Source organism: Methanosarcina siciliae T4/M (assembly GCF_000970085.1).
Classification (GTDB): Archaea; Halobacteriota; Methanosarcinia; order Methanosarcinales; family Methanosarcinaceae; genus Methanosarcina; species Methanosarcina siciliae.
The window spans coordinates 564263-587945 of record NZ_CP009506.1 but is presented as its reverse complement, the minus strand read 5'-3'; the positions used below and the strand labels follow the sequence as shown (position 1 = coordinate 587945).

General features: G+C 38.4%; 19 protein-coding genes and 1 pseudogene. 1 reads left to right on the top strand and 19 read right to left on the bottom strand.

Annotated elements, in window-relative coordinates; genetic code table 11:
- Nucleotides 1–276: 276 nt before the first annotated feature.
- The 8 genes from MSSIT_RS02620 to MSSIT_RS25470 all read right to left on the bottom strand — a co-directional run bounded on the left by MSSIT_RS02620 (nucleotide 277) and on the right by MSSIT_RS25470 (nucleotide 4788).
- The gene (locus tag MSSIT_RS02620) at nucleotides 277–732 is read right to left on the bottom strand and encodes a hypothetical protein (RefSeq protein WP_048169747.1); all 456 of its coding nucleotides are present in this window, start codon (nucleotides 730–732) and stop codon (nucleotides 277–279) included.
- A gap of 559 nt (nucleotides 733–1291) precedes the next feature.
- The gene (locus MSSIT_RS23925) at nucleotides 1292–1702 is read right to left on the bottom strand and encodes a hypothetical protein (RefSeq protein ID WP_048169744.1); all 411 of its coding nucleotides are present in this window, start codon (nucleotides 1700–1702) and stop codon (nucleotides 1292–1294) included.
- Nucleotides 1703–1735: 33 nt separating this feature from the next.
- Nucleotides 1736–2128 carry a hypothetical protein gene (locus tag MSSIT_RS21060; protein WP_231590387.1) on the bottom strand — a complete coding sequence of 131 codons (393 nt, stop codon included), beginning with the start codon at nucleotides 2126–2128 and terminating at the stop codon, nucleotides 1736–1738.
- Nucleotides 2129–2765: 637 nt separating this feature from the next.
- The gene (locus MSSIT_RS02605; RefSeq protein ID WP_048169742.1) at nucleotides 2766–3281 is read right to left on the bottom strand and encodes a hypothetical protein; all 516 of its coding nucleotides are present in this window, start codon (nucleotides 3279–3281) and stop codon (nucleotides 2766–2768) included.
- Between the two features lie 42 nt (nucleotides 3282–3323).
- A complete protein-coding gene (locus MSSIT_RS25180) occupies nucleotides 3324–3458 on the bottom strand; it encodes a hypothetical protein (RefSeq protein ID WP_269430801.1) in 135 nt (44 codons plus the stop codon).
- 239 nt (nucleotides 3459–3697) lie between these two features.
- A complete protein-coding gene (locus tag MSSIT_RS02600) occupies nucleotides 3698–4171 on the bottom strand; it encodes a transposase (protein ID WP_082088854.1) in 474 nt (157 codons plus the stop codon).
- A gap of 82 nt (nucleotides 4172–4253) precedes the next feature.
- Nucleotides 4254–4505 (bottom strand): transposase, encoded by a 252-nt coding sequence (locus MSSIT_RS25600; protein ID WP_156158775.1) that lies wholly within the window; start codon nucleotides 4503–4505, stop codon nucleotides 4254–4256.
- Nucleotides 4506–4689: 184 nt separating this feature from the next.
- Nucleotides 4690–4788, bottom strand: a complete 99-nt coding sequence (locus MSSIT_RS25470) for a hypothetical protein (protein ID WP_331456178.1) — start codon at nucleotides 4786–4788, stop codon at nucleotides 4690–4692.
- Nucleotides 4789–5184: 396 nt separating this feature from the next.
- On the opposite strand from MSSIT_RS25470, the pseudogene MSSIT_RS02590 reads away from it, so the two are divergent.
- Nucleotides 5185–6335, top strand: a pseudogene (locus MSSIT_RS02590) (ISH3 family transposase).
- Between the two features lie 75 nt (nucleotides 6336–6410).
- On the opposite strand, the gene MSSIT_RS02585 reads toward MSSIT_RS02590, so the two are convergent.
- The 11 genes from MSSIT_RS02585 to MSSIT_RS02530 all read right to left on the bottom strand — a co-directional run bounded on the left by MSSIT_RS02585 (nucleotide 6411) and on the right by MSSIT_RS02530 (nucleotide 23486).
- Complete coding sequence (locus MSSIT_RS02585; RefSeq protein ID WP_048174459.1) at nucleotides 6411–6776, bottom strand: hypothetical protein; 366 nt, start codon at nucleotides 6774–6776, stop codon at nucleotides 6411–6413.
- Nucleotides 6777–6919: 143 nt separating this feature from the next.
- Nucleotides 6920–7720 (bottom strand): hypothetical protein, encoded by an 801-nt coding sequence (locus tag MSSIT_RS02580; RefSeq protein WP_048169739.1) that lies wholly within the window; start codon nucleotides 7718–7720, stop codon nucleotides 6920–6922.
- A gap of 1135 nt (nucleotides 7721–8855) precedes the next feature.
- Nucleotides 8856–9476: an F-actin-capping protein subunit alpha gene (locus MSSIT_RS02570; RefSeq protein ID WP_231590386.1), complete on the bottom strand. Its 621-nt coding sequence runs from the start codon at nucleotides 9474–9476 to the stop codon at nucleotides 8856–8858.
- Nucleotides 9477–9895: 419 nt separating this feature from the next.
- The gene (locus tag MSSIT_RS02565) at nucleotides 9896–10435 is read right to left on the bottom strand and encodes a hypothetical protein (protein WP_187151852.1); all 540 of its coding nucleotides are present in this window, start codon (nucleotides 10433–10435) and stop codon (nucleotides 9896–9898) included.
- A gap of 154 nt (nucleotides 10436–10589) precedes the next feature.
- A complete protein-coding gene (locus MSSIT_RS02560) occupies nucleotides 10590–12959 on the bottom strand; it encodes a DUF3160 domain-containing protein (RefSeq protein WP_048174457.1) in 2370 nt (789 codons plus the stop codon).
- A 738-nt stretch (nucleotides 12960–13697) separates the two neighbouring features.
- Nucleotides 13698–14876: an outer membrane lipoprotein-sorting protein gene (locus MSSIT_RS02555; RefSeq protein ID WP_048169727.1), complete on the bottom strand. Its 1179-nt coding sequence runs from the start codon at nucleotides 14874–14876 to the stop codon at nucleotides 13698–13700.
- A 61-nt stretch (nucleotides 14877–14937) separates the two neighbouring features.
- Nucleotides 14938–15450 carry a hypothetical protein gene (locus MSSIT_RS02550; RefSeq protein ID WP_048169725.1) on the bottom strand — a complete coding sequence of 171 codons (513 nt, stop codon included), beginning with the start codon at nucleotides 15448–15450 and terminating at the stop codon, nucleotides 14938–14940.
- Between the two features lie 260 nt (nucleotides 15451–15710).
- Nucleotides 15711–18002: a DUF3160 domain-containing protein gene (locus tag MSSIT_RS02545; RefSeq protein WP_048174456.1), complete on the bottom strand. Its 2292-nt coding sequence runs from the start codon at nucleotides 18000–18002 to the stop codon at nucleotides 15711–15713.
- A 198-nt stretch (nucleotides 18003–18200) separates the two neighbouring features.
- Nucleotides 18201–20381 (bottom strand): DUF3160 domain-containing protein, encoded by a 2181-nt coding sequence (locus MSSIT_RS02540; RefSeq protein WP_082089107.1) that lies wholly within the window; start codon nucleotides 20379–20381, stop codon nucleotides 18201–18203.
- A gap of 250 nt (nucleotides 20382–20631) precedes the next feature.
- Nucleotides 20632–21819 (bottom strand): hypothetical protein, encoded by a 1188-nt coding sequence (locus MSSIT_RS02535; RefSeq protein WP_048169724.1) that lies wholly within the window; start codon nucleotides 21817–21819, stop codon nucleotides 20632–20634.
- An 803-nt stretch (nucleotides 21820–22622) separates the two neighbouring features.
- Nucleotides 22623–23486 carry a hypothetical protein gene (locus tag MSSIT_RS02530; RefSeq protein WP_187151851.1) on the bottom strand — a complete coding sequence of 288 codons (864 nt, stop codon included), beginning with the start codon at nucleotides 23484–23486 and terminating at the stop codon, nucleotides 22623–22625.
- Nucleotides 23487–23683: the final 197 nt, after the last annotated feature.

Genomic DNA, 23683 nt, shown 5'->3' with positions numbered 1-23683 from the left:
TAATGTTTAAGCCCCCTAAAAATAGGAAAGATGATTTTTTTTATCACTTTCTGTTTGATATGCATTTGTAGAATTTTGATTGTTTAACTTCATACATTTATATATAAGTGGTTTCTACATCATTCCGCTGTTATAAGTTGGGCGTTCCTACTTCATTATCAAGCTCTCGGGGATCATATAATACTTAGATGTTAAATGGAGTTGGAGACCTTTTGAGTACAGTAAAGGAAGGCCAAAAGTTCTAATGTAAAATAACATGCCAAAACTATTCTGTTATTACTCGAAATCTGAAATTTCATATAGATTCTTTCTCATTAAAAAATAAATGGAAATTATTATAATGTATCCACCGGCTATATTGAGAGAATAAGGGATAGTAATTTTAGATAAGAAAGTAATTATTGCTATTAAGAGCCACAGAATAAAGCCTATTAATGCGCTTTTCATACCGATGATGTCACGACTTTTTTCAATACTGCTCATGTTCTTACTATACAGTAAATAGTGTCCAAAAATCAAAAAAAATAAAATAAGACCTGCCCCAAGCCATTGATCTATTTGACCCCAATATTGAGCCCTGGTCATTTCGTTGCCATTTACAACTATTGTTTCTGAAAAAAATAACATTTTTATATCAGATTTAAATATTAGCCAAGAATAAAATAACACGACTCCAAATAAAGCTCCAACTACTTCCTGAGTTTTATTTAGAACCGAGGTCGTATCTTCCATACAATAAAACCTCTCAATAATTCAATTTGAGTTTCTATGTTTGAACTCCATTAACTACTTTTAGATTGCTCTTTATAAGTTTTCTTATCAGTGGATTCAACAACCAAATAGCATGTTATAGTTACGATTATATTTTTTAATATCAACACATGATAGGAAGAATTGTTTGATGATTCGGCCAAGAAGAATATATATCTTAAATGCTACCAGTACTTTTTTGCAACGAAATAAACTACTTTAAAATGGTATTATGTGGAATCCATCCCCATTTTTAATTTTTCCTTTTTTACGTAGTTGAAGAAAAAGAAGATCAAAACTACTATCAATATTTTATTTAACAGACTCAAATTATCACTCCTTTCCAAAATTGTAGGATAACAATCTGTATTATTCTGTATATGTGCGAAAATATTCACTTAGTTATAAAAACATCAACTCATGCCTCTAGACACAACAGGGGTTCAAATCTACTCTGGAAGATTCGTTTGAACCCTATAATACAAAAATATAATTTCAGTGATGTGGAAATTTATAAGAAAATAATTGGATAGCTATCTTCTCAAACCGTAGATAACATTATCATTATCGGATCCTCGTTTTCCCAATTTATGTCTATGACAGCCGTGCTCCAGCGATGTAAGGATACTGGAATGGTTTCCTCTTCAACTCCGTTATCCAGTGTAATCTTGAATGTATATTTTTTCATTCCAGTAGAATATTGAAGATCGAACGGTTTTGCTTCTGAAGCCCTTTCATCCGGATAAAGTTTGTATGATTCTTCAAATATGGAACTATTGTGCGAGTCCAATATTTCTACAGTTACTTCATGGGTCCCTGCATCATTATTTCTGATTTCAAAAAAATTAGGTAAAGCCGGACCGCCCAGAAGAAATATCAATGCATAATAACCCACAATTGCAACTATGGGTATGATCAGCAAGAAGAGAAGTATTTTTCTGATATGTTGCATTTGAAATCCTCCTATGACCGCAGGTTCAAAAGATTAAACGGTTATTTCTTTTATGCAGATTTGAGAGTTAGAATCATTCGCTTCATCTATATCTATAATTACAGAATTCCAGGGGTGTGGCAGTGTTCTGTAGGTATTCGTAATTTCGCCATCTAAAATAACTTTAAATTCATATACTCCCTCTGCCCAATACGTATATTTTCCTTTGGACCATGGCATCGACCATCGAAGCAGCAGCCATGATGATTTGGGTTGTGCTATATGCTCTTCGGGAGCCAGTTCATACGTTTCTTTGAATATAGACTTATTATGCGAATCAAATACTTCAACTGCTACTTCATGGCTCTGAAGATCATTATTATGCACATAAAATAAAGGTGTTGGAGATCCGACTAACAAAAATGGGAAAATAAAGAAATAGCTCAACAAAATCAATATTAAAATTCCTAAAAAAATGAGTATTTTTCGGTAATTTTTAATGTTTATACCTCCGTAAGAACTCAAGACATGACTTTTTTAGTGGGAAATATTGAAAAAGAGGGATTTACACCTCGTGTTTAATTCTATGTACCATTATTTACGACTTTAATTCATGGACTGAACCATATGTTTGTACCGCCATAAGCCCATTCAGAATTCATTATGCATTCAGCAGGATGTTGATACTCGAAAGTGCTTCCTTCCTCAGTATCAAAATCATGGGAAATTTCATGTTGAACAATACTGTCGTGTGACCAGCCAAAACCAGGATACAACTTAAATTTAGAGTGATATCGTAAATGTTGTAATAATACGAAATGCATAGACTACGACTGCGTAAGTCCTAAAAAGTTTCATTTTTCGTTGATTACTTTATAAATTTTATTTAACAATAGTGCAATATAGAAAAGCAAAATGGTGTTAAGGAGTGGGGAGATAAATGATATGATCTCCTTAAAAATAGAGAGAAATGGAGTAAAGGTCATTTACCTGTTTCTCCTTTTAATCATTGTATGCGGTAGCTGTACCTGAATAACCTGTTCCTTCATCATCCAGAAATTCACCCCAATATTGCCATTGCCAGTTAACCACTAACTCCATTTGTATATGCCAGTACGTATAGTCCATTCACGTCTATGGTATCATCATCTATGAAGTTCAAGCTAGGATCATAGAGTGTAAGGTCAACATCGTTGTAAACCCAATCGTATAAATCGGAGTCAATTTCTATTCGGTCTTCGTCAGAATTTATAGTCCATGTCCACCAGTCGTCAGGAGGAGATAGTTCACCAGCAAATTTATAACTCCGAGATGTTGACCTTAGTGATAGATCAGAAGAGTTATCTGTTTTGTTTACAGAGTTTTCAGAAGTATCAGATACTTCAGTTATTAGGTTTATTTTGTTATGTTTTCCCTTTAATTTATCTTTAAGAATTTCCTTCAAAACTTTTCCTTCCGCGTTGACAATATATGTATTGTTAGATCCTTCTATCATGTCTACATCTTGTAATTCATCTATTGCCTTAGTATCCCATACCTGAACCATTACTTTATATGTTTTATCAGGGTTTTGTTTCACTTTTTCAAGTAATGTATTCATTATTTTTTGCTTAACTACCGCAGCCTCTTCATCGGATAATTTTCATGGAGAGTTTTCATCATTCGTGATTTCAGCAGTTGTATCTACTTGCGCATTCACAATAGGCACAAACGCCATGCTCACGATCAATATTGCAGCAAGTAGTGCGCCAATTCCAAATTTTCTGTTTGAAATCATTCTTTAACCTCTTTACTTTACTCCAGAGGCAGAATCAGACAAAACTTAAATAACCGCAAAGCTAACACTAACAATGCCTCCGGGCACAATGGAGTTCAAATCTACTCTGGAAGGTGCGTTTGAACTCCACAAACTATTTTCTCAGACATATTATATAAAGTATAAAGTTTTTCACCATATCATCTAACAATAAACGCTGAATTTACGATTACTTTCATCAGTTGTAACACTTTATGAGCCTATCCCAAAAGCTCATTTAATCTAATTATTGCTGCTACCATTACAACTCCTAAATATGATGTCTCTTTAATTTCATATCTTGGAAATACTTTCTTGCATGACTCTATCCAGCTAAAGAACCTTTCTACTATGCTTTTCTTTTTGTATTCTTCCTGATCTACCTTTATTGGTCTTCCTATCTTCTTTTTCTTCCGATTTCTTTTATTTACTGGTATATTGGACTTTATTCCTCTTCTCCTGTTATATTTTCTAATTTTAGCTGTATCATACATTGCATCAGCTGTTACTTTGGAAGGCCTGTTAACAGGCCTTCCTATAGGTCTCTTTATATTGAAATTTTTAAGTGTCGGTATATAAAGTGTAGAATCATTCTTATTTGCAGGAACAATAATAATCGAAAGAGGTAGACCTTGTAAATCTACTAAAACGCTTATTTTTATTCCTTTTATTTTTTTGTGACCATCGTAGCCGATATTCCCCCTTTTTTAGCCGGAACATCCTTTGTATCAGTAAAGCATTGAGAAAGATCTATTTTATTCAAATCGTAACCTTTGTTCAAAAGTTCATTGAAAATCTTCTGATAGATACCATGTTCACACAGATATAGATGAAATCTATGAACTGTTGACTTTTGATCCATATCTCTTTGGGAACGTCTTTCCACGTACAACCGGTCATAACAACGTAAAAAATACCATTCATTAACTTCCTCATATTTGCACGCGGCCTTCCTGTAAGTGGTTTCTGTGGAGGAAGATAAGGTTCTATGGAGTTCCATAGAACATCATCGATTTCACGAAATGACATAAAAGTAAATTTATAATTTCAACATAATATTACTTTTGGGATAGGCTCTATATGAGAAATTACATGATGATTTTGACAGAATGATTGTAACTCCCAAATGTTGCCAGTACTTATTTTACAAAAAAAGAATGTGAAGTCTGTAACTTCACCTTTTATTTTATTCGTTCTGAAAACTTCTCGGATATCAGGAGAAGGATTCTGCAATATTAAGCAGCTCCCCCTTATCAAAAGAAGAAATAATAGTAATTTCGAATTCCCCATCTTGCCAGGTCAGAGCTTTCATATTTCCTCCAAATACCGAAGAAATAGTACCGGACTTGTTATTGACCGAGTACCGGACTTGTTATTGACCGGAACAGGCTCTCCTTCACTTTCAAAATTCTGAGTTTCAGGTAAAATCTGTTCAGAAATGCTTTCTACAATACGTATTTCATCGTCCCCATTAGTATATACCAGAGTAACCTTTTCTTGCGGGTATCCTGCAAAAATGCTGAAGCTGCTATGGAGAAAAGTGGAATAAAGCCTATCGATACCGGAAGATACTGTTGAATAATTAAATTCATATACATGCGTCTTCGATTAAGTAAGGAATTGTGATATATTCAGTACTTCGCTAATTTTCATTTCCTCCTAAACGAGGCTGTTCGATACCTTTATATGTGATAAAAACTGCCTCAGTATGTCTTTTCCACCATATAAGTCTGGATATTCCCCTAAAATAGAATTAAAGTCAAAAAAATGTATTGATACCGTATTAAGACCTCTCACTGACCATGTTACCATCAAGATCAATGGTTCTCTTACAAGTGAAGACGTTTTTCGTACCGTTGTGAGTATGTCAATCAACAGGAATTCTGTTCATTCTGTTACGACACAGTATAAGAATGTTGCTTGCGAAACATCTCTACGATACCATCTTAAAAAACTAAACATGGAAGAACTGATCAAATCGAATGAAAAGATTCTCCTTCAAGAACTCATAAAAACCCTGAAAACAGGCAAGTGCTATGAATTCGCTGCTGATTATACCAATGATCCTTATTATGGAAAAAAAGATTCATCTAATGAGAAATATGTAATAGGTGGACAGGCTAAAAAGTCAACAAACTCCTTTTACTCATATGTCTCTCTTTATATCATTAACAAGAATGAGAGGTTTACCATATCTGTTCTTCCTGTCGAAAAGGATAAAACAAAGGTTGAATACCTCTCCCATTTAATCGGCCTCATCAAAAAACTGAACTTTAATATTAAGATTCTCTGCCTGGATAGAGAGTTTTATTCTATTGACGTGTTTAAATTTTTGCAAAGTAACCAGGTTCCACATATAGTTCCAGTTGTTAAGAAAGGCGAGCGGATAAAGCAGATCCTGAAAGGGAATAAGGCACGTAGCGAACAATATGTTATGGGGAACTCTAAGAAAAAGATTCTTTTGGACATTGTAATTGACGTCAAGTACCTTAAAGGCAAAAGAAAAAAAGGGGATGTGAAAATCTTGGTTTTGTCGTTTTTGGAGTCAAATGGTCTCCAAAAAAGGTCAGTACGGTTTACAGAAGAAGATTTGCTATTGAATCTTCATACAGGATAAGGAATGTAGTTAAACCAAAGACCTCATCTAAAAACGCAATTATCAGGTACTTTTATGCACTGATATCTTTCCTGTTAAAAAACATATGGCTATACATTCAGAAAAAACATTTTACAATTGTCAAGAGAGGACCACAAGTTATAGATGAAGATAAGTTCAGATTTGAAATGTTTATACTTCTAATTGAAGAATGGCTGAGAAGAAAGTTGAAGGTTAGATTAGTAGTGGAGTGTCTGAGGTAAACGAATGGAGAGAAGACATGGAGAAGAGATTTTTAGCGAAGTACTGAAATTATTGCCATCAGTTAGACTTTAAAATCAATTGATTCCACTTAAGAAAACCGGAATCCACAGTATTCCAAAAAAAATGGAAATAATAAGGTACTTAAATTCTCTCTTTGATGAAAAATACCCGGCTAAACCACCAAGAGTTGCTAAACTTCCAGTATAAACAATTACTTTGAGAATTCTATTCATGTAATATGTACTTCCTAAAATAAAATTTCCATAAAGTAAAACAACAATGATTGGTGTTACTCCAACTACAATGGATCCTACCTTATCCTTTGTAACCCACCCATAAATAATTGGAGTTATAGGGAAAATAAGTATAGTAATAGTAGAAATAATATACTTAACATCCGCTTCATAATCACCAAATATTTTGAAGAATGTGCTTTCCATATTAACAATAATTACAGTGACAAAAATAATGAACGAGATAATTAATGGTAAAATCAATCTTTTTTGAAAATTAATGATCTAGCCTCCTAAAAATAAATGTGGTGATAAAATCACCTTCTCCGCTATACTATAATACCTTCAAATTAACTTCCAACTTTATATATGCAAGTTGCATACTCATCGTTCAGTGGATTTGCTATGTAATTATCGAGCTCATAATGGTCATGCAGCACCCACCAATTATTTAAATCATTATCAAAAAACCCAGCGACTAAATCTTCAGCTTCTTCATATTGATCAGCTTGATGGGGAGAATCGTTATCATGATGTGCATTTGCAACAACATCACCATTGCTCATCTGCCATAACCTTGTATGATAGCGACCCAAAATACCATATTTATCGTCCGCTACACCTTCATCCAATATCCAACCATATTGCGGATCAGATACGTATTGATCATACTCGTATGGGTAAGACACACTGATCCAACCTTGATCCAACATTTTTTCTTTTACAGTATTGAGATTTGTATATTCCCATGCAAGATTTATCGGGTCTTCTCTGGCATACTGGCCATTGTCTTCTGACCATGTCCATTGAGGATATTGATAGCCATAACCCCACCAGGGGTATGGATCAGTTTGACTTGTTATTACTACTGTTTTTTCAGTTACGATAACTTTCTCGCTTCCTTCTTCAAGAGTGAAGGACTCACCATTTAAAATCGTGATTTTATCTTTTGCGCTGATTGGTATTTTATTTATTTTTGTAAAATCATTGACTTTAGCTTTATTTTCAGGATCTTTACTTGTATAAACTTCTTTTATTTCGAGTTGCCCATTATAGTATTTGTAAGTTGTAGTTGATGTTACATTTACAGTATGATTTTGCATCCATTGTTCGGTTTGTTTCGCTCTCCAAATTTTTGTTTCTTCATCCACCGTATTTTTTCAATCCATTCTTTTACTTCTTCTGGCATCTGTTGTTAATTGGTTTTCTCAAAAGAGGCACTCACAGCCGGCACAAACGCCATGCTTACCAGCAGAATTGCCAAAATTAGCATTTTGATTCCAAATTTATTTTTTATCATTTGTTTCTACCTCACCATTTTGTTACTCCAGAGGCAGAATCAGACAAAACTTAAATAACCGCAAAGCTAACACTAACCATGCCTTCGGGCACAATGGAGTTCAAATCTACTCTGGAATGTGCGTTTGAACTCCACAAACTATTTTATCAGATATATTATATAAAGTATAAAGTTTTTCACCATATCATTTAACAATAAACGCTGAATTTACGATTATTTTCATCAGTTGTAACACTTTATATGAGAAATTACATGATGATTTTGACAGAATGATTGTAACTCCCAAATGTCGCCAGTACTTTTTTACAACAAAAAAGAATGTGAAGTCTGTAACTTCACCGCTTATTTTATTCGTTCTAAAATTTCTCGGATATCAGGAGAAAGATTCTGCAATATTAAGTAGCTCCCCCTTATCAAGAGAAGAAAAAATAGTAATTTCGAGTTCCCCATCTTGCCAGGCCAGAGCTTTCATATTTCCTCCAAATACCGGAGAAATCGTAACATCCTTGTTATTTGACCAGAGCAGGCTCTACTTCATTTTCAAGATCCTGAATTGCAGGTAAACTCTTTTTAGAAATGCTTTCAACAATACGTATTTCTTCGTCCCCTTTTGTATATACCAGAGTGACCTTTTCGTGAGGGTAGCCTGCAAAAATGCCGAAACCGTTATGGAGAAAAGTAGAATAAGGCGTATCGATACCGGAAGATACCGTTGAATAATTAAATTCATATCCATGCTTCTTCGGTTAAGTAAGGAATCATGATATATTGCATCCATTTCCACAACAGATGTTCAAAATTTTAACGTATAAGGAGATAGAGCAGGTGTCAATTTGAGGAAGATTGGGCAAAATTGAGGCAGACTTCTGGTGCAAAATCGATAGCTTTCGGGCAAGAAAATTCCTTAGCTGATGACCAATGGAATCACGTATTGAATTTTGGGATCTGCTCATCGAAAAAAATGCAAATGAGGGCTAACCTTTTTGTTAAAACCATGGAAGTAACGAATTACCCGTTCCTTTTTTATTCCCCATCTTTAAACCGTCAACTTTTCCTTCTTCATTAGACATATAAAAGGATTCTGCAATCAATTTTTTCAGCGCTGGAGTTTCTTCAGAGAGATTTGTTGTTCCCATGATTCCGTAATAAGCTATGAAATAGTCTTCTCTCCCTTTAAGGAAAGGTCTCTCGTATACTATAAAGTATCCCGACGTATTAGGGCTTTCATATCTTGTTGAATTAAAAGATGTGATATTAGGGAAATTTTCAACTTCACGTCTTTCAATTTCTTCATGAAGTTCTGTACTAATATTCAGTTCCTGATGGAACACATTACCGTTTTCTTCCAGATGGAGATAAAGCATCTCTTCTCCGTTTAGAAATTTAGATTCATCATCAAAGTACCAGACACTTATAAATTTTCCTCCGGAAAAATTCCTCTTATCACAGTAAGAAGAGATTTCCGGAAAAAGTGATGTACAGCTCTGTTCATGTTTTTGCCAGGATCCGGGGATGTACCATTTTGGCATGGATTCAGAAGGAGGTAAGCCGGGACCAATTTTAATGAAATTAAGTAAAAACCACACCCCAACAACAGCAACTACCAAAAAGATAAAAAACACTATATTTCGGTTAATTTTCTTGTAAAACATGTGCCTGCTCCAGTTCAATACTTAAATAATCAAAATGCTAAAATAACCATGCCTATGGACACAATGGAAGCTCAAATCTATTCCGAAAGATTTGTTTAAACTTTATAAACTATTTTTTAACATATTTAACATAAATAATAAAGTTTTTAGCCAGGTCATCAAACAATTCACGCTTAATTATGATCATATTTCCAGTATTAACACTTTATAGGACAGATATATGGTGCTCGGATAGATATGGTGCTCGGATAGATATGATGCTCGGATAGAAAACATAGTGTATCTATAGCTGCTATCATTATTTACGAGGAAGAAAAAACCATGAGGCTTTATAGATGGTTTTTTTTCCTGAAAACCACGATTCAGAATATACTTTAAGGTTCATTTTCCGAAACTTCTTCAATTACAGCTACTGTAGTCCATTCAGGCAACTCATCCACCTTTTCAATCGATTTCACGGTTTCATTTGGCGTATCAACAATTATCACATAGAATTCTCCACCGGTAATTTGCGAATAAGTGGATATTACGGACCCGTTTAGAGAATCAGCTTCTTTGTAGAGCTCTTCCATAGAGGCACTCGGTCCAATGGTTTTTGATGTACCGTTTTGCAGCTCAATAGTTGCTTTATGAATATACCAGCCGTTAATCCGGATATATACTGTGGATTCCCCGGTTTCATTGAAGATTGCACCTGCACCTGAATAGTTGCCTTTTGTCAGGTTTTGGAAATCGCTATCATTCACGTATATTTTTCTTAATATTTCCGATACATCTCTGTTAATCCCTCCATAGTTATCAACGTCATTCACACCCAGGGACAAATTCCCGGATTCATAGAGGGATAAAAGAAAAATTGCCGAGATAAAAACGAGAATCAACATCGAAAGCCATTTACTTTCATCCAGAACCATTCCTCCCTGACCATCAGTGTCTATAAATATTCTGTGTCTTATTTAGAATTTTAGAGTTATAGAGCCCTGGATGTTACTGCTTTTTTCCGGGCTACGCAAGCATATCCATGAAAGGAAAATGAAGGGAAAAAGAAGCCATAAAGAACAGCATCTTTTACGCCTTAAAAGACTCAACCCATTCCGGCCTTTCAGGAGGGTTATTTTCTAACATTTCTCCCCATTCTTCATCAGTCAACCTTTCTCCTGAAGGCTGCCAGAACTCATAATAACTCATTACAGGGCCTGCTCCAAGCACTATCCTGCCGTCAGGCTGTTTATAGGCTACTACTATCAGGTCCAGTTTCCCGGTTCCTTCTTCCAGAGCCTTCCTTTCCTCTGTGTATACATCGGCAACCATGACAGAGCTCTGGGAATCCTCGTCTATGTTCGCAAGCATCGGGGCTATGTTTTGTTCGAAATTCTTAATAAACTCATATTCTTCATCTTTCAACTCTTTATTTTCAAGCTCTTTAATCGAGATTTCCAGCAGTTTTTCAAGAGTGCTTTCAAGAGTTGTAAAGTCTTTATCCGACTGTTCGTCAAGTACTTCCATTTCAGCCAGCCCACTATGCGCCATTTTTGTAAGGGCAAGCATCCTGGCATAGAATTCAGGGACTGGCTCCACATATCCTTTCACAGGTTTTTCTTCCAGATTATAGAACGCACTTATGAAGTAGGCCTGCTTTGCATAGAGGATAGTATCATGCCTGAGTTCTGTCCAGGAAGCAAGGGCCGTGTTAAGCTGCTTATCTTCCCAGGCTTTGGTCTGCATGAAGGTAGGGTAACCTTCCGGGTAGCTTACAAGGAGAGGTTTTAAGGTGTACAGTTGAGACCAGTAGATATTTTTATTCCATTCTTCTTCATCAAAAGCTCCAAATTCACTTTCCAGAGATTGGTAGCGCCTATTATACTCTTCGTTTTCGGAAACACCCATATTTTTTAGATGTTCTCTGGCTCTTTCAGAACCCAGAAGGTCCATGATGTTCAGGGCTGGAGGATTGAGTTTCTGGAGAACATAAGAGTCCGGAGTGTAGCGCTGCCCCATGAACCTGAACTCTTTCGTGGCCTCAAGAGTTTCGTTTCCAGTTTCTGAGCCTGACGGAATTATTTCCCCGCTACCTCCATAGATTTTCGGGCTTTCATATCTTTCCAGCTCGGTCTTCAGTGCTGTAAGGTTTTCACTATCGAAGCTTGGTTCTTCTCTATCATTCCCAAAGACGGTATCCAGAGCTTTTGCATATTCATAAGGCCCGAGATCGTCGGAAAAACCGACATAAAGAGCTGTCACATCGTAAATTCTGTCCCATCTGTCCCGGAGGTTTTTGTCCCTGTCAAAATGGTCAGAAATCAAAAGGGCCTGAATTGTCTGAATTCTGGACTCCTTTTCGGATTCTTCCACAGCTGATTTTTCCGCAACTGATTCTTTTGCCATTGATTCTTCTGAAATGATCATGTCCGGCCGAAGGAGCATGCTCATTCTACCGTGCCACATCATGGCCTTAAAATAGTTAGTTAATTTCTCAGATGTTGTATAGTGCCCTCTTGGAATGTACTGTGAATAATCTTCATAATACTTGAAAATTGGAGATATTTCTCCTTTTTGCGCTTCTATCAGGGCAAGTTCGGTTTCTACATCGGCTTTTACAAATGAAGGGATTTCTACACTGTATTGTTTCACATTCTTAGGGTCAAAAAGTCTGGTTTTCCCTAAATATATCTGTGATTGCTCTATCTGCTCAGGTTTCGGCTGGAGCAGGCTCAAAGCCACGGTGAAGTACGCAACATTTCTTCTTGCAGCTTCCGTTACTTCTTCAGAGGCTTTATCCTCTATCGACCTGTTATAATCCTCTATGGAGGCTTCAAGAAAAGCTTTGTCAAGTTTCCACAAATCGTCATAAAATTCGTCCTCTTCTACCTTTTTTAAGGTCTCATCAAACTGGATGTGGTAAAGATGAAGAAGAGAGTCCGACGTGATGAAAATAGGAACGTCAGCCGTTTTCAGGGCGTTGTAAGTCTCGTTTACTCTTACCGGCTCTGCCTCAAACAGGTTTCCAGCAGCTCTGCTTTCAATTACAACAAACCCGTTTTTGTACAGTAAGTCCCTGTTCTTGTTCGTCAGAGGAATTTTTTGGATAAAATCGTCATAATTTGTAATTTTGGAAGCCTTTAGAGGCAGAGAATAAGCGGGAACATCAGCCTCAAACTGCAGGTTTTCTTTCCTGTAATAGCCGGAAAAGGAGGCTTCATTTTCAAGCTCAAGAGTATTGCTCTTCCCGGAGAAATTCTCTGGAGGAGAGGTTTCTGCTGTATCACTGGACGAACCGTCCTGATTGTCTGTTCCTTCATCCGGTTTCGTTTCATTGACAGGTTCGCTACTGCTATCAATACAGCCCGATCCAGGTATCAGTGAAACCACCAGTAAAAATATAACTATCGATGTCCTTATTTTCAATTGAGATCCCTTCAAAACTGCAATAATAAGCATATCTGTGGCTGGCACGTTTATAGAAAATCGGAAAACTAACTTTACACGAAATATTAGTTATCTCTTTATATGTTTTCCAGGTAAAACTTTCGAAATGACTGTTTTCACATTCATTTCAGGTATGTGCTTATTCCCCTACCTTTGATTGTTTGAGACTTTGGACAGAAAGATTATATGACCATACCTACTGCAAGTGTATTTGCAGCGAAATAACAAAAGTCCTGTGAGACATCAGGTATCTGGAAACATTAGCTACCTGTAAAAATTAAGAACCTATCCGAAAAGTGCTGCAGTTTGCTATAACTTTTACATTGAGCAATACACAACCGGAACGGAACCCGGATATTATAGCCTTCTCGTAATCTTTGCAACATGCCATTATCGACTTTTCGGATAGGCTCTTATAGTCACCACGTTAAATAACCGCAAAGCTAACACTAACCATGCCTCCGGGCACAATGGAGTTCAAATCTACTCTGGAAGGTGCGTTTGAACTCCACAAACTATTTTCTCAGATATATTATATAAAGTATAAAGTTTTTCACCATATCATCTAACAATAAACGCTGAATTTACGATTACTTTCATCAGTTGTAACACTTTATGTGAGAAATTACATGATGATTTTGACAGGATGATTGTAACTCCCAAATGTCGCCAGTACTTATATTACAAAAAAAAGAATGTGAAGTCTGTAACTTCACCCTTACTTCATTCATTCTGAAAACTTCTCGGATGTCAGGAGAAGGATCCTGCGATATTAAGCAGCTCCCCCTTATCAAGAGAAGAAATAATAGTAATTTCGAATTCCCCATCTTGCCAGGTCAGGGCTTTCATATTTCCTCCAAATACCGAAGAAATCGTACCGGACTTGTTATTGACCGGAACAGGCTCTCCTTCAAGTTCAAAATCCTGAGTTTCAGGTAAACTCTGTTCAGAAATGCTTTCTACAATACGTATTTCGTCTTCCCCATTAGTATATACCAGAGTGACCTTTTCGCGAGGGTATCCTGCAAAAATGCCGAAGCTGCTATGGAGAAAAGTGGAATAAGGCGTATCGATACCGGAAGATACCGTAGAATAATTAAATTCATATCCTTCCGGGAGATATTCAGGGATAAGTATTTCAAAATCAGTAAGTTGTTTTGCTTCTTCAAGCGTCATTTTTTCAGGCTCGTTTTTGAAGTCTTCCGGCTCCAATACCTTTACCTGTGCCCCATCCGGAATATTAAACTCAAATTCAGAATCCGGAATTCCCGTATTCAATCTCAGGTCCCTAATTTCCATGTCAAGATAAACATTTCCTTTGCTGTCATATAGTTCATACCCGAGAAACATCCAGTTTTCGCTGTCGACCCATATTCTTGATTTCGATTGAAGTGATTCATTATTCCCAGAGGGTGAGAGCTCAAGCAAATATACGCTTTTCCCATCTATATTTTCGGTCCCGAGGATAGAAGGGGACCTCCCACTAAGGACGAAACCGTTCAAAAAACCAGCGTAAACGTCAGGCTCAAAAAGTTTCAAACCGTCAAAGTCATCCGAAGTTTCCGCTTTGAAAACAGTCTCGGATTCGGAACTGTAAATCCATTGAAAATCTCCGTCAGAGACCATGATTATTTTCGTATCATTATCCGGACCTAAAAGAATCATTTTCATTAAATCAGGCTTTTTCCAGACAACTTCATATATTTCCGGATTCTGCCCTCTTAAACTTGAATTTACATACATTGTGAAAGAATAGTCTTCAAGACTATCCATTTTCATCTGCATGTTATATACGACTTCTTCACCGTCGGGCCGTATGTCAGATGTAACCCCTTCACCACCGGATTTCCCCCCACAACCTGAAATAAAAATGGATAGGGATACCAGGAACAGGATGAGCAGTAAATATCTTTTGGATTTATTCTTCATATAGAGTTCTCCACAGGTTATTTAATTAACAAACGGATTTGCATGATAATGTCAGGTCATGTCAGGGAATAAGCTCAGCTCCCACTACTTCAGCTTCTGCAGTCCAGTCAGGCAGTTCGTCCACCTTTTCAATCGATCTCACCGTCTCGTTTGGCGTGTCAATAGTTATTATGTAGAATTCTCCGCCTGTAATTTTAGAAGAAGTGGATATTACGGACCCGTTCAGGGAATCAGCTTCCATGTAAAGATCTTCCAGAGAATCGGAAGGTCCAACGGTTTTTAATGTACCGTTTTGCAGCTCAACAGTTACTTCGTGAATATACCAGCCATTAATCCGGATATATGCGACAGATTCCCCTGTTTCATTGAAGATTCCAACTTCATAGGTATAGTTGCCTTTTGTCAGGTTTTGAAAATCACTATCATTCACGTATATTTTTCTTAATATTTCCGATCCGGGCTCTCTGTTAATCCCTCCAGAATTATCAACGTCATTCATACCCAGGGGCAAATTTCCGGATTCATAGAGGGATAAAAGAAAAATTGCCGAAAGAAAACCAAGAATCACCAGCATAAACCATTTATTTCCGTCCAGAATTATTCCTCCCTGACCACCAGTGGCTTTAAATGTTCTGTAACTTATTAAGATTTATGATATATAGGTATAGAATCATAGAGGTACAGAGTTATGGGTACAGAGTTATAGGTACAGAGTTATGAAGTTGCGGAGTTGTAGAGTTACAGAATTCTAAATGTTACTGTTTTTTCCGGGCTACCCAAGCATATCCATGAAAGAAAAATGAAGGGAAAAGAAGCCATAAAGAACAACATCTTTTACGTCTTAAAAGACTCAACCCATTCCGGCCTTTCAGGAGGGTTATTCTCTAACATTTCTCTCCATTCTTCATCAGTCAACCTTTCTCCTGAAGGCTGCAAGAACTCATAATAACTCATTACAGGACCTGCTCCAAGAACTATCCTGCCGTCAGGCTGTTTATAAGCTACAACCATCAGGTCCAGTTTTCCGGTCCCTTCTTCCAAAACACTCCCCAGATTTGTGTAGACATCCGCAACCATGACAGAGCTCTGGGCATCCCCATCGATGTCCTCAAGCATTGGAGCTATATTCTGGTCGAAATTTCTAATGAACTCGTACTCTTCATCCGTCAGCTCTTTATTTTCAAGCTCTTTAATCGAGATTTCCAGCAGTTTTTCGAGGGTTTTTTCAAGAGTTGTAAAGTCTCTATCTGACTGCTCATCAAGCACTTCCATTTCAGCCAGCCCGGTATGTGCCATTCTGGTAAGGGCGAGCATCCTTGCATAAAATTCAGGTACCGGCTCCACATAGCCTTGGACCGGTTTTTCCTCCGGTGGCACATAGAGTGCACCTGTAGAGTAAGCCTGCTTCGCATAGAGAATAGTATCACGCCGGAGTTCGGTCCAGGAGGCGAGGGCTGTGTTAAGCTGCTTATCTTCCCAGGCTTCGGTCTGCATAAAGGTAGGATAACCCGCCGGATAGCTTGCAAGGAGGGGCTTTAAGGCATATAGTTGAGCCCAGTAAAGGTTTTTGTTCCACTCATCTTCATCAAGAGCTCCAAATTCATTTTCAAGAGATCGGTAACGCACTTTATAAGATTCACTTTCTGAAATATTTAGGTTTATAAGATGTTCTCCGGCTCTTTCAGAACCGAGAAGGCACATTATATTCAGAGCAGGAGGATGCAGAACCTGGAGAATATAGGAGTCCGGAACATATCGTTGACCCATGAACCTGAAACCTTTTGTGGCGTCAAGAGTTTCATTTTCAGTTTCGGAACCTGTAAGAATCATATTCCCTGTTCCACCGTAGATTTTCGGACTTTCATATTTTTCCAGTTCCACTTTAAGTGCCGTGAAGCTTTCGTTGTCGAAGCTTACTCTTCCTCTATCGTCCCCAAAAACGGCATTCAGAGCTGTTGCGTATTCATAAGGTCCGAGGTCATCGGAAAAACCTACATAGAAAGCTGTTACATCGTAGATCCGATCCCATCTGGTCCGAAGGTTTTCGTCCCTGTCAAAATGGTCAGAAATTAAAAGGGCCTGAATAGTCTGAATTTTTGCTTTCTTTTCTGACATTTCCAAAGCTGATTCTCCTGCCGTTGAATCTTCCGTAGCTGAACCTTCCACTGTTTGCTCTTCTGCAGTGAGAAGGTCCGACCGGAGCAGCATACTTATTCTACCGTGCCACATCATGGCTCTGAAATAGTTAATCAGCTTTTCAGAGGACGTGTAATGTCCTCTTGGGACGTACTGAGAGTAATCTTCTTCATACAGGAAAATCGGAGAGCGAGCAAATCCTTCGTGAGCTTGTATCAAAGAGAGTTCGGCTTCAACCTCTTCTTTTACAAATGAAGGAACTTCAAAGCCGTATTCTTCGGAACCCTGCTTCTCTGTGGATTTGACTTCGATCCTGTTTGGATCCGGTTTCTCTTCAAGCAAACTAAGGGCTACTGCAAAATATGCAACATTTCTTCTTGCAGCCTCTATTACTTCTTCAGATGAAGAATTGTTTTCTTTTGCCTCATTATAGTCCTCTATGGAAGCTTCAAGAAAAGCTTTATCAAGTTCCCAGAGCTTATCATAAAACTCCTCTTCTTCGACTCTTTTTAAAGTCTCATCAAACTGGATATGATAAAGGTGAAGAAGAGAATCCGTTGTGATGAAGATCGGGACCCCAGCCACTTTAAGGCTCCTGTAAGTTGCATTTACCTGCTCAGCTTTAAATCGGTTCTCAGTAACCTCATTTTCAATCACAACAAACCCGTTTTTGTACAATAAGTTCCTGTTTTCGTTTGTAAGGGGGATCTGTTGAGTGAAATAATAATAATTCTCAAGCTCTGAAGCCTTTAGAGGCAAAGAATAAGCGGGAACGTCGGCCTCGAACTGCAGGTTTTCTTTACTGTAATATCCGGAAAAGGCGCTTTGTTTTTCAAGTTCAAGGGCATTGCTCCTGTCAGAGAAATTCTCTACAGATACAGAAATAGTTTCCCTGGTATCATTAAATGAATCATCCGATCTATCAGTCATTTCTTCCAAAAATGTCTCTATAACAGGGTCGCTATTGTTAGTGTTCAGGTTACCAGTCATTTCTTCAAGGCCGGTTTCTTGGACTGGTTCGCTGCTGCTGTCAATGCAGCCAGACCCGGAAATAAGAGTTATTGCCAGCAGACAGATAACTATCAATGTCCTTATTTTCAAATCAAATCCCTCACATCTTGAATTTGGTTTTAGTGAACCGGCTCAAAAAAGAAAATGAAAAAGATAGCCTATTCAGAATGGCATCTTTTACCCCCTAAAGGAACTTGTCCACTCCGGTCTTTCAGGAGGGTTATTATTCAGCATCGATCTCCATTCTTCATCAGTCAACCTTTCCCCTGAGGGCTGCCAGAACTCATAGTAACTCATTACAGGGCCTGCTCCAAGCACGATCCTGCCGTCAGGCTGTTTATAAGCTACAACCATCAGGTCCAGTTTTCCGGTCCCTTCTTCCAAGACATTTCCTCCCGGACCTGTATAAACATCCGCAACCAGAGTGGACATCTGGGACTTGATATCTACGTTCTCAAGCATTGGAGCTATATTCTGGTCGAAATTCCTGATGAACTCGTACTCTTCATCCGTCAGCTCTTCGTTTTCAAGCTCTTTAATTGAGATTTCCAGCAGCCTTTCAAGGGTGTTTTCAAGAGTTGTAAAGTCTTTATCCGACTGCTCATCAAGCACTTCCATATCATTTAATCCGGAATGTGCCATTCTGGTAAGGGCAAGCATCCGGGCATAAAACTCCGGAACCGGTTCCACATATCCCTCTACAGGTTTTTCTTCCTGAATTTGAGGAGAGCCCATGAAGTAAGCCTGTTTTGCATAGAGGATAGTGTCGTGCCTGAGCTCGGTCCAGGAAGCAAGGGCGGCATTAAGCTGTTTATCTTCCCAGGCTGCGGTCTGCATGAAAGTGGGATACCCCTCAGGATAACTTACCAGGAGGGGCTTTAAGGCATATAGTTGAGCCCAGTAAAGGTTTTTGTTCCAGTCTTCTTCATCAAAAGCTCCGAATTCATTTTCAAGAGATTGATGGCTGATTTCATATTCTGCATTTTCGGAAATACCCATATTTTTAAGGTGTTCCGTGGCTCTTTCAGAACCGAGAAGATCCATGACATTCAGGGCTGGAGGATAGAGTTTCTGGAAGATATAGGAATCAGGGGTATAGCGCTGACCCATGAGCCTGAAACCCTTTGTGGCATCAAGAGTTTTGTTTTCAGTTTCGGAGCCTGCCTGAATTATTCCACCTGTTCCGCCGTAGATTTTCGGACTTTCATATATTTCCAGCTCGGTTTTCAGTTCTGCCAGGCTTTCGTTATCGAAACTCACTCCATATCTATTATCCCCAAAGACGGTATCCAGGGCTTTTGCATATTCATAAGGCCCGAGGTCGTCGGAATAACCAACATAGAAAGCCGTTACATCGTAAATCCTGTCCCACCTGTCCCGGAGCTCTTTATCCCTGTCAAAATGGTCGGAAATTAAAAAGGCCTGAATAGTCTGAATTTTTGCTTCCTTTTCCGGGTCTTCTGCAGAAATCATATCCGATTGGAGCAGCATACTCATTCTGCCGTGCCACATCATGGCCTTGAAGTAGTTCTGTAGCTTTTCAGAACGAGTGTAATGGCCTCTTGGGGTGTACTGAGAGTAATCTTCCCCGTACTTGAAAATTGGAGATACCCCGCCTTCCTGAGCTTCTATTAAGCGCAGCTCGTCATCTACGTCGGTTTTTACAAAAGATGGGACTTCGACACTGTACTGCTTTGCTTCCTGAGAGTCGAAGAGTAGAATATCTCCCGAATCTTCTCGTGATTCCCCTATCTGGTAAGATTCCGGTTCAAGAAGCTTCAAAGCAGCTGCAAAGTATGCAACATTTCTTCTTGCAGCTTCCTTTTCTCGCCCTGAGGCACTGTCATAATCCTCTATGGAGGCATCAAGGAGAGCTTTGTCAAGTTTCCAGAGTTCATCGAAAAATTCCTCAGATTCCGCCCTTTTTAAAGTCTCATCAAACTGGATATGATAAAGGTGAAGAAGAGAATCCGAAGTGATGAAAATAGGAACATCAGCCACTTTCAGGTCTTTATAAGTAGAATTTACCAGCGTATTCCCTGCTCCAGGCAGATTTTCGATAGCCGGATTTTCAATTACAACAAATCCATTTTTGTACAGCAAATCCATACTCTCGTTTGTCAGGGGAATTTGTTGAATGAAATCGTCATAATTCGCAATTTCAGAAGCCTTTAAAGGCAGGGAATAAGCTGGAACATCAGCCTCTAACTGCAGGTTTTCTTTCCTGTAATATCCGGAAAAGGAGCTTTCCTTTTCAAGTTCAAGAGTGTTGCTCTTGTCAGAGAAATTCTCTGCAGGAGCGGTGTTTATGGAATCATTAAATGAATCGCTCTGATCATCTGTTTGATTATCTGTCATTTCTTCCAGGCCGGTTTCGTTAACTGGTTCGCTGCTGCTGTCAATGCAGCCGGACACGGAAATAAGAGTTATTGCCAGCAGGAAGACAACTATCAATGCACTTATTTTCAATGCCTTTATTTTCAAGTCAAATCCCTCACATCTTGATTTTGGTTTTAGAAGGCAGATTCATAAAAAGTAAGAAAATTTAAAAATTAGAAAATTAAAGCAGCATACCGAAACCGGGAATGAAAAGCTTAGTTTATTACAATTACAATCCCACAAATTTCCCGGAATGTTGAGCATAACCCAATCGGTGCGGCATGATGAATATCCCTATCGGAAAGACATTATCTCCTACCGAAAAAGTAGTATTTTTATCTCCTACCGAAAAGGTAGTATTTTCCGGATCGTTTAATTGGGCCGAGCTGTTTAATGTGGAATTTTCTATCCCGCCGCTACTCCATGAAGTCAGGTTCCCGGGCCGGAAATATGATTTATTATAGTAATTATCAAAACGCACTTTACCTTTCTCGTTGTAGAAATCAACGGAAACGCCATCAAGACCGGCTCTTTTTGCATGTTTTGTCACGAGATTGTATATTTCAGTAAGTTCGCTTTGGGAATAGACTGTTTCGTTTCCTTCATAATAGAGTTCTATAGGGAAAACTTGATCCATGGTGTCGGAACCGTAGGTAATTATCGGGCCTTCGGGGTAGAGGTATGGTTTTATTTCGGGAAGTGAACTGTTTTGTATAAATTGCAATGATGAAGAATTAACTATATAATAAAAACACTCAGGGAAGCAAACATCTGTTAGCTGGACAACATCTTTGCCGAAGCCAGGTTTATTTTCAGGAAAACAGAATATTGCTGTCTTATCCCAGAGACAAAATATGACCGGGACTTCATCAAGTCCGGCTTTATTCGCATTCTTTTCCACAACATTGCAAATATCTTTTAACTCGGTTTCTGGATAAGCAGTTTTGTTACCCCCATAGTCATAGAGTTTGATCAAAAAATACCCTGGCATAGGACCGCCCCCGTAGTAAACTATCGGACCGTCAGGATAAAGATAAGGCTTTGCCTCGCGAATAGAACTGTCCCTTACAGCCTGCAGGGTTGAACTGAACTCAGCTAGCTGGGAAGCATTTTTAATCGCCGGAACACTTCCATATGCTTTTAACACGTTGGGATCATATACAGGACTTTCAGGGTTTGTACAGTTTGCAAGTGATTCTTCGCTTAATTTTGAGAGCAGGGAGATTGTTTCCTCCGGACTATCATGCCAGGTATAGTATGGCACGTCATACACAGGTATCTCTAACCAGCCAGTATTTACCTCTAAAGTCTTTTCCTCTGATATTTCATTCTGGCCGGACGTATTGTAAGTGTCTGCAAGTGCAGGTCCTGAAAGCAGGACTAACATCAAAAAAATAAGAACTGATTTTCTACCCATATTATCACCAAATTTCCCCTAAAGGTAAGAATAATACTATTTTACAAAATTTCTTTCACCAGCAGTTCCTCTGCTTGGATAATTATCCCCAGCTCTATCCCTGGCTCCAAAACCGATATAACAGTCCGTAAATGCTATAACAACTGTTTTTTCAGTCAGTGTTTAAGTACCCAAAAAAAGCACAAATATAGTTCAGCAACATTGCTGAAATTAGCGTTCCTTCAGGTTTCTTCTGTGGGATCACACCTTCCGACCTTTTCTTTACTCAAGAGGCAGAACCAGAGAAACCAGTACTTCCAAAACTGGTATAATCCTGCCTCAGGAGCATGGAGTTCAAGCGAGTCGGGAAAGTAAATTAGAACTCCATAGTTGACATTTAATAGACACTATATAAGTTTTCTAGCCAGATCGTCAAACTGATGGTTTTCCATACTTATTCCAAATACACAAAAAGCCTGTAATTAATGATTGTTAAAGACTCTGGTCAGAAAACTTATAAGGTGATAGTTACCACATTCGTTTTCCACACTGAAAAATGCTAAAGTTTTCAGCTCTTCTCTATTTTGTGTAAGTTGAAAATAATTGCTTAGTTAGGAAGGGCGTTCACATAACCCAATCCCTGCAATATGATTGATGGATATTTCTAACTGGTCAATCACTTCCCTTATAACTGCGGTCAATCACTTCCCTTATAACTTCGGTCAATCGCTTCCCTTATAACTTCGGTCAATCGCTTCCCTTATAATTTCAGCCAGCTATTAAGAGGCTCTGGCAAAAGCGACCAATAGTCGCAACTCAACAGTTTAACTTTCAGTGTCAGAGGTCACGTCACCATAAAAATCTAAAACATATTGACTACTCCATAAAGAAGCAGACCCACTCCTCCATGGCACTTCCTGTCCGAGAATAGCCCGGGCTTTTACATAGCCTGTGTCATTAACTTTTGCGAGTAGCAGGTTATTGTAACAACCACAGTATTCTTCAGGCCATTCTGTTGGGTCGTTATTTGCCTCCAATTCGATATTGAAAGATACTGTATCTCCCCCTTCCAGATTTTCACTTAAGTAGACGTAGGTATCATATGTCGGATTTGAGACATACTTAACGTAGTCTCCATAAGGAACTACAGAGATTTCAGAAACGTTTTCAACGGGGTACAATACGGGGCTTCCATTATTAATGGGATCGAAAATATCGAAGTAATCTGCAACGAATTCTCTACTAAAAGAAATATCGTCAAGCCTCGTCTCATTTGTCCTGAATCCATACATATAACCTTTATCAGTTTCTGCAATGAATGTTGTCCAGTTCCCGGATATCGTTTTGTTGTCAAAAACTTCAGTTGAATTTTCAAAATAGGGTCCTTTGCGGTGTTGTTCAGGCCAGTCAAGGATTTCATGCATCAGTCTCTGGCTTAAATAAGGATCCTTCTGGGCAGGTGGAGTAAAAAACTTGCCTTCTTTTGTTGCAGGAATCGGGACCATTATCACAGTAGTTCCAGCTACTTCCCTTCCGGAAAGGCCGCCTACACTGACCTCATATATACAATGGTATCTTCGACCCGGGGATCTCCAGTCCTCTGCATCCGTATAAATAGCATGAGCAAATATGGACCCAACGAAAAGAACGATAAATATAGCCAGGAGTAACAAATTCTTTTTTCTCACTTTTACCTATCCGCTTCATTCTTTCACATAATTAACAAGTTCCCTAATTTACCAGGAAGCAGGACCATGTAAGTCTTAAATATACTCAAAACTGATATAATTCTGCTCCAGGCGCATGGAGTCCAGGCAAATCGTCTGGAGGGCGTATTTGAACTCCATAATTGACATTTAATCGACTGTATATAAGTTTTCTAGCC

What these genes read in the sequence shown, in the direction of transcription:
- MSSIT_RS02620 (WP_048169747.1), bottom strand. Translation starts at nt 732, where the DNA reads ATGGAAGATACGACCTCGGTTCTAAATAAAACTCAGGAAGTAGTTGGA.
- MSSIT_RS23925 (WP_048169744.1), bottom strand. Translation starts at nt 1,702, where the DNA reads ATGCAACATATCAGAAAAATACTTCTCTTCTTGCTGATCATACCCATA.
- MSSIT_RS02605 (WP_048169742.1), bottom strand. Translation starts at nt 3,281, where the DNA reads ATGAATACATTACTTGAAAAAGTGAAACAAAACCCTGATAAAACATAT.
- MSSIT_RS25180 (WP_269430801.1), bottom strand. Translation starts at nt 3,458, where the DNA reads ATGATTTCAAACAGAAAATTTGGAATTGGCGCACTACTTGCTGCAATA.
- MSSIT_RS25600 (WP_156158775.1), bottom strand. Translation starts at nt 4,505, where the DNA reads ATGTCATTTCGTGAAATCGATGATGTTCTATGGAACTCCATAGAACCT.
- MSSIT_RS25470 (WP_331456178.1), bottom strand. Translation starts at nt 4,788, where the DNA reads ATGAAAGCTCTGACCTGGCAAGATGGGGAATTCGAAATTACTATTATT.
- MSSIT_RS02585 (WP_048174459.1), bottom strand. Translation starts at nt 6,776, where the DNA reads ATGGAAAGCACATTCTTCAAAATATTTGGTGATTATGAAGCGGATGTT.
- MSSIT_RS02565 (WP_187151852.1), bottom strand. Translation starts at nt 10,435, where the DNA reads ATGGTTCTGGATGAAAGTAAATGGCTTTCGATGTTGATTCTCGTTTTT.
- MSSIT_RS02560 (WP_048174457.1), bottom strand. Translation starts at nt 12,959, where the DNA reads ATGCTTATTATTGCAGTTTTGAAGGGATCTCAATTGAAAATAAGGACA.
- MSSIT_RS02555 (WP_048169727.1), bottom strand. Translation starts at nt 14,876, where the DNA reads ATGAAGAATAAATCCAAAAGATATTTACTGCTCATCCTGTTCCTGGTA.
- MSSIT_RS02550 (WP_048169725.1), bottom strand. Translation starts at nt 15,450, where the DNA reads ATGCTGGTGATTCTTGGTTTTCTTTCGGCAATTTTTCTTTTATCCCTC.
- MSSIT_RS02545 (WP_048174456.1), bottom strand. Translation starts at nt 18,002, where the DNA reads ATGACTGGTAACCTGAACACTAACAATAGCGACCCTGTTATAGAGACA.
- MSSIT_RS02540 (WP_082089107.1), bottom strand. Translation starts at nt 20,381, where the DNA reads ATGACAGATAATCAAACAGATGATCAGAGCGATTCATTTAATGATTCC.
- MSSIT_RS02535 (WP_048169724.1), bottom strand. Translation starts at nt 21,819, where the DNA reads ATGGGTAGAAAATCAGTTCTTATTTTTTTGATGTTAGTCCTGCTTTCA.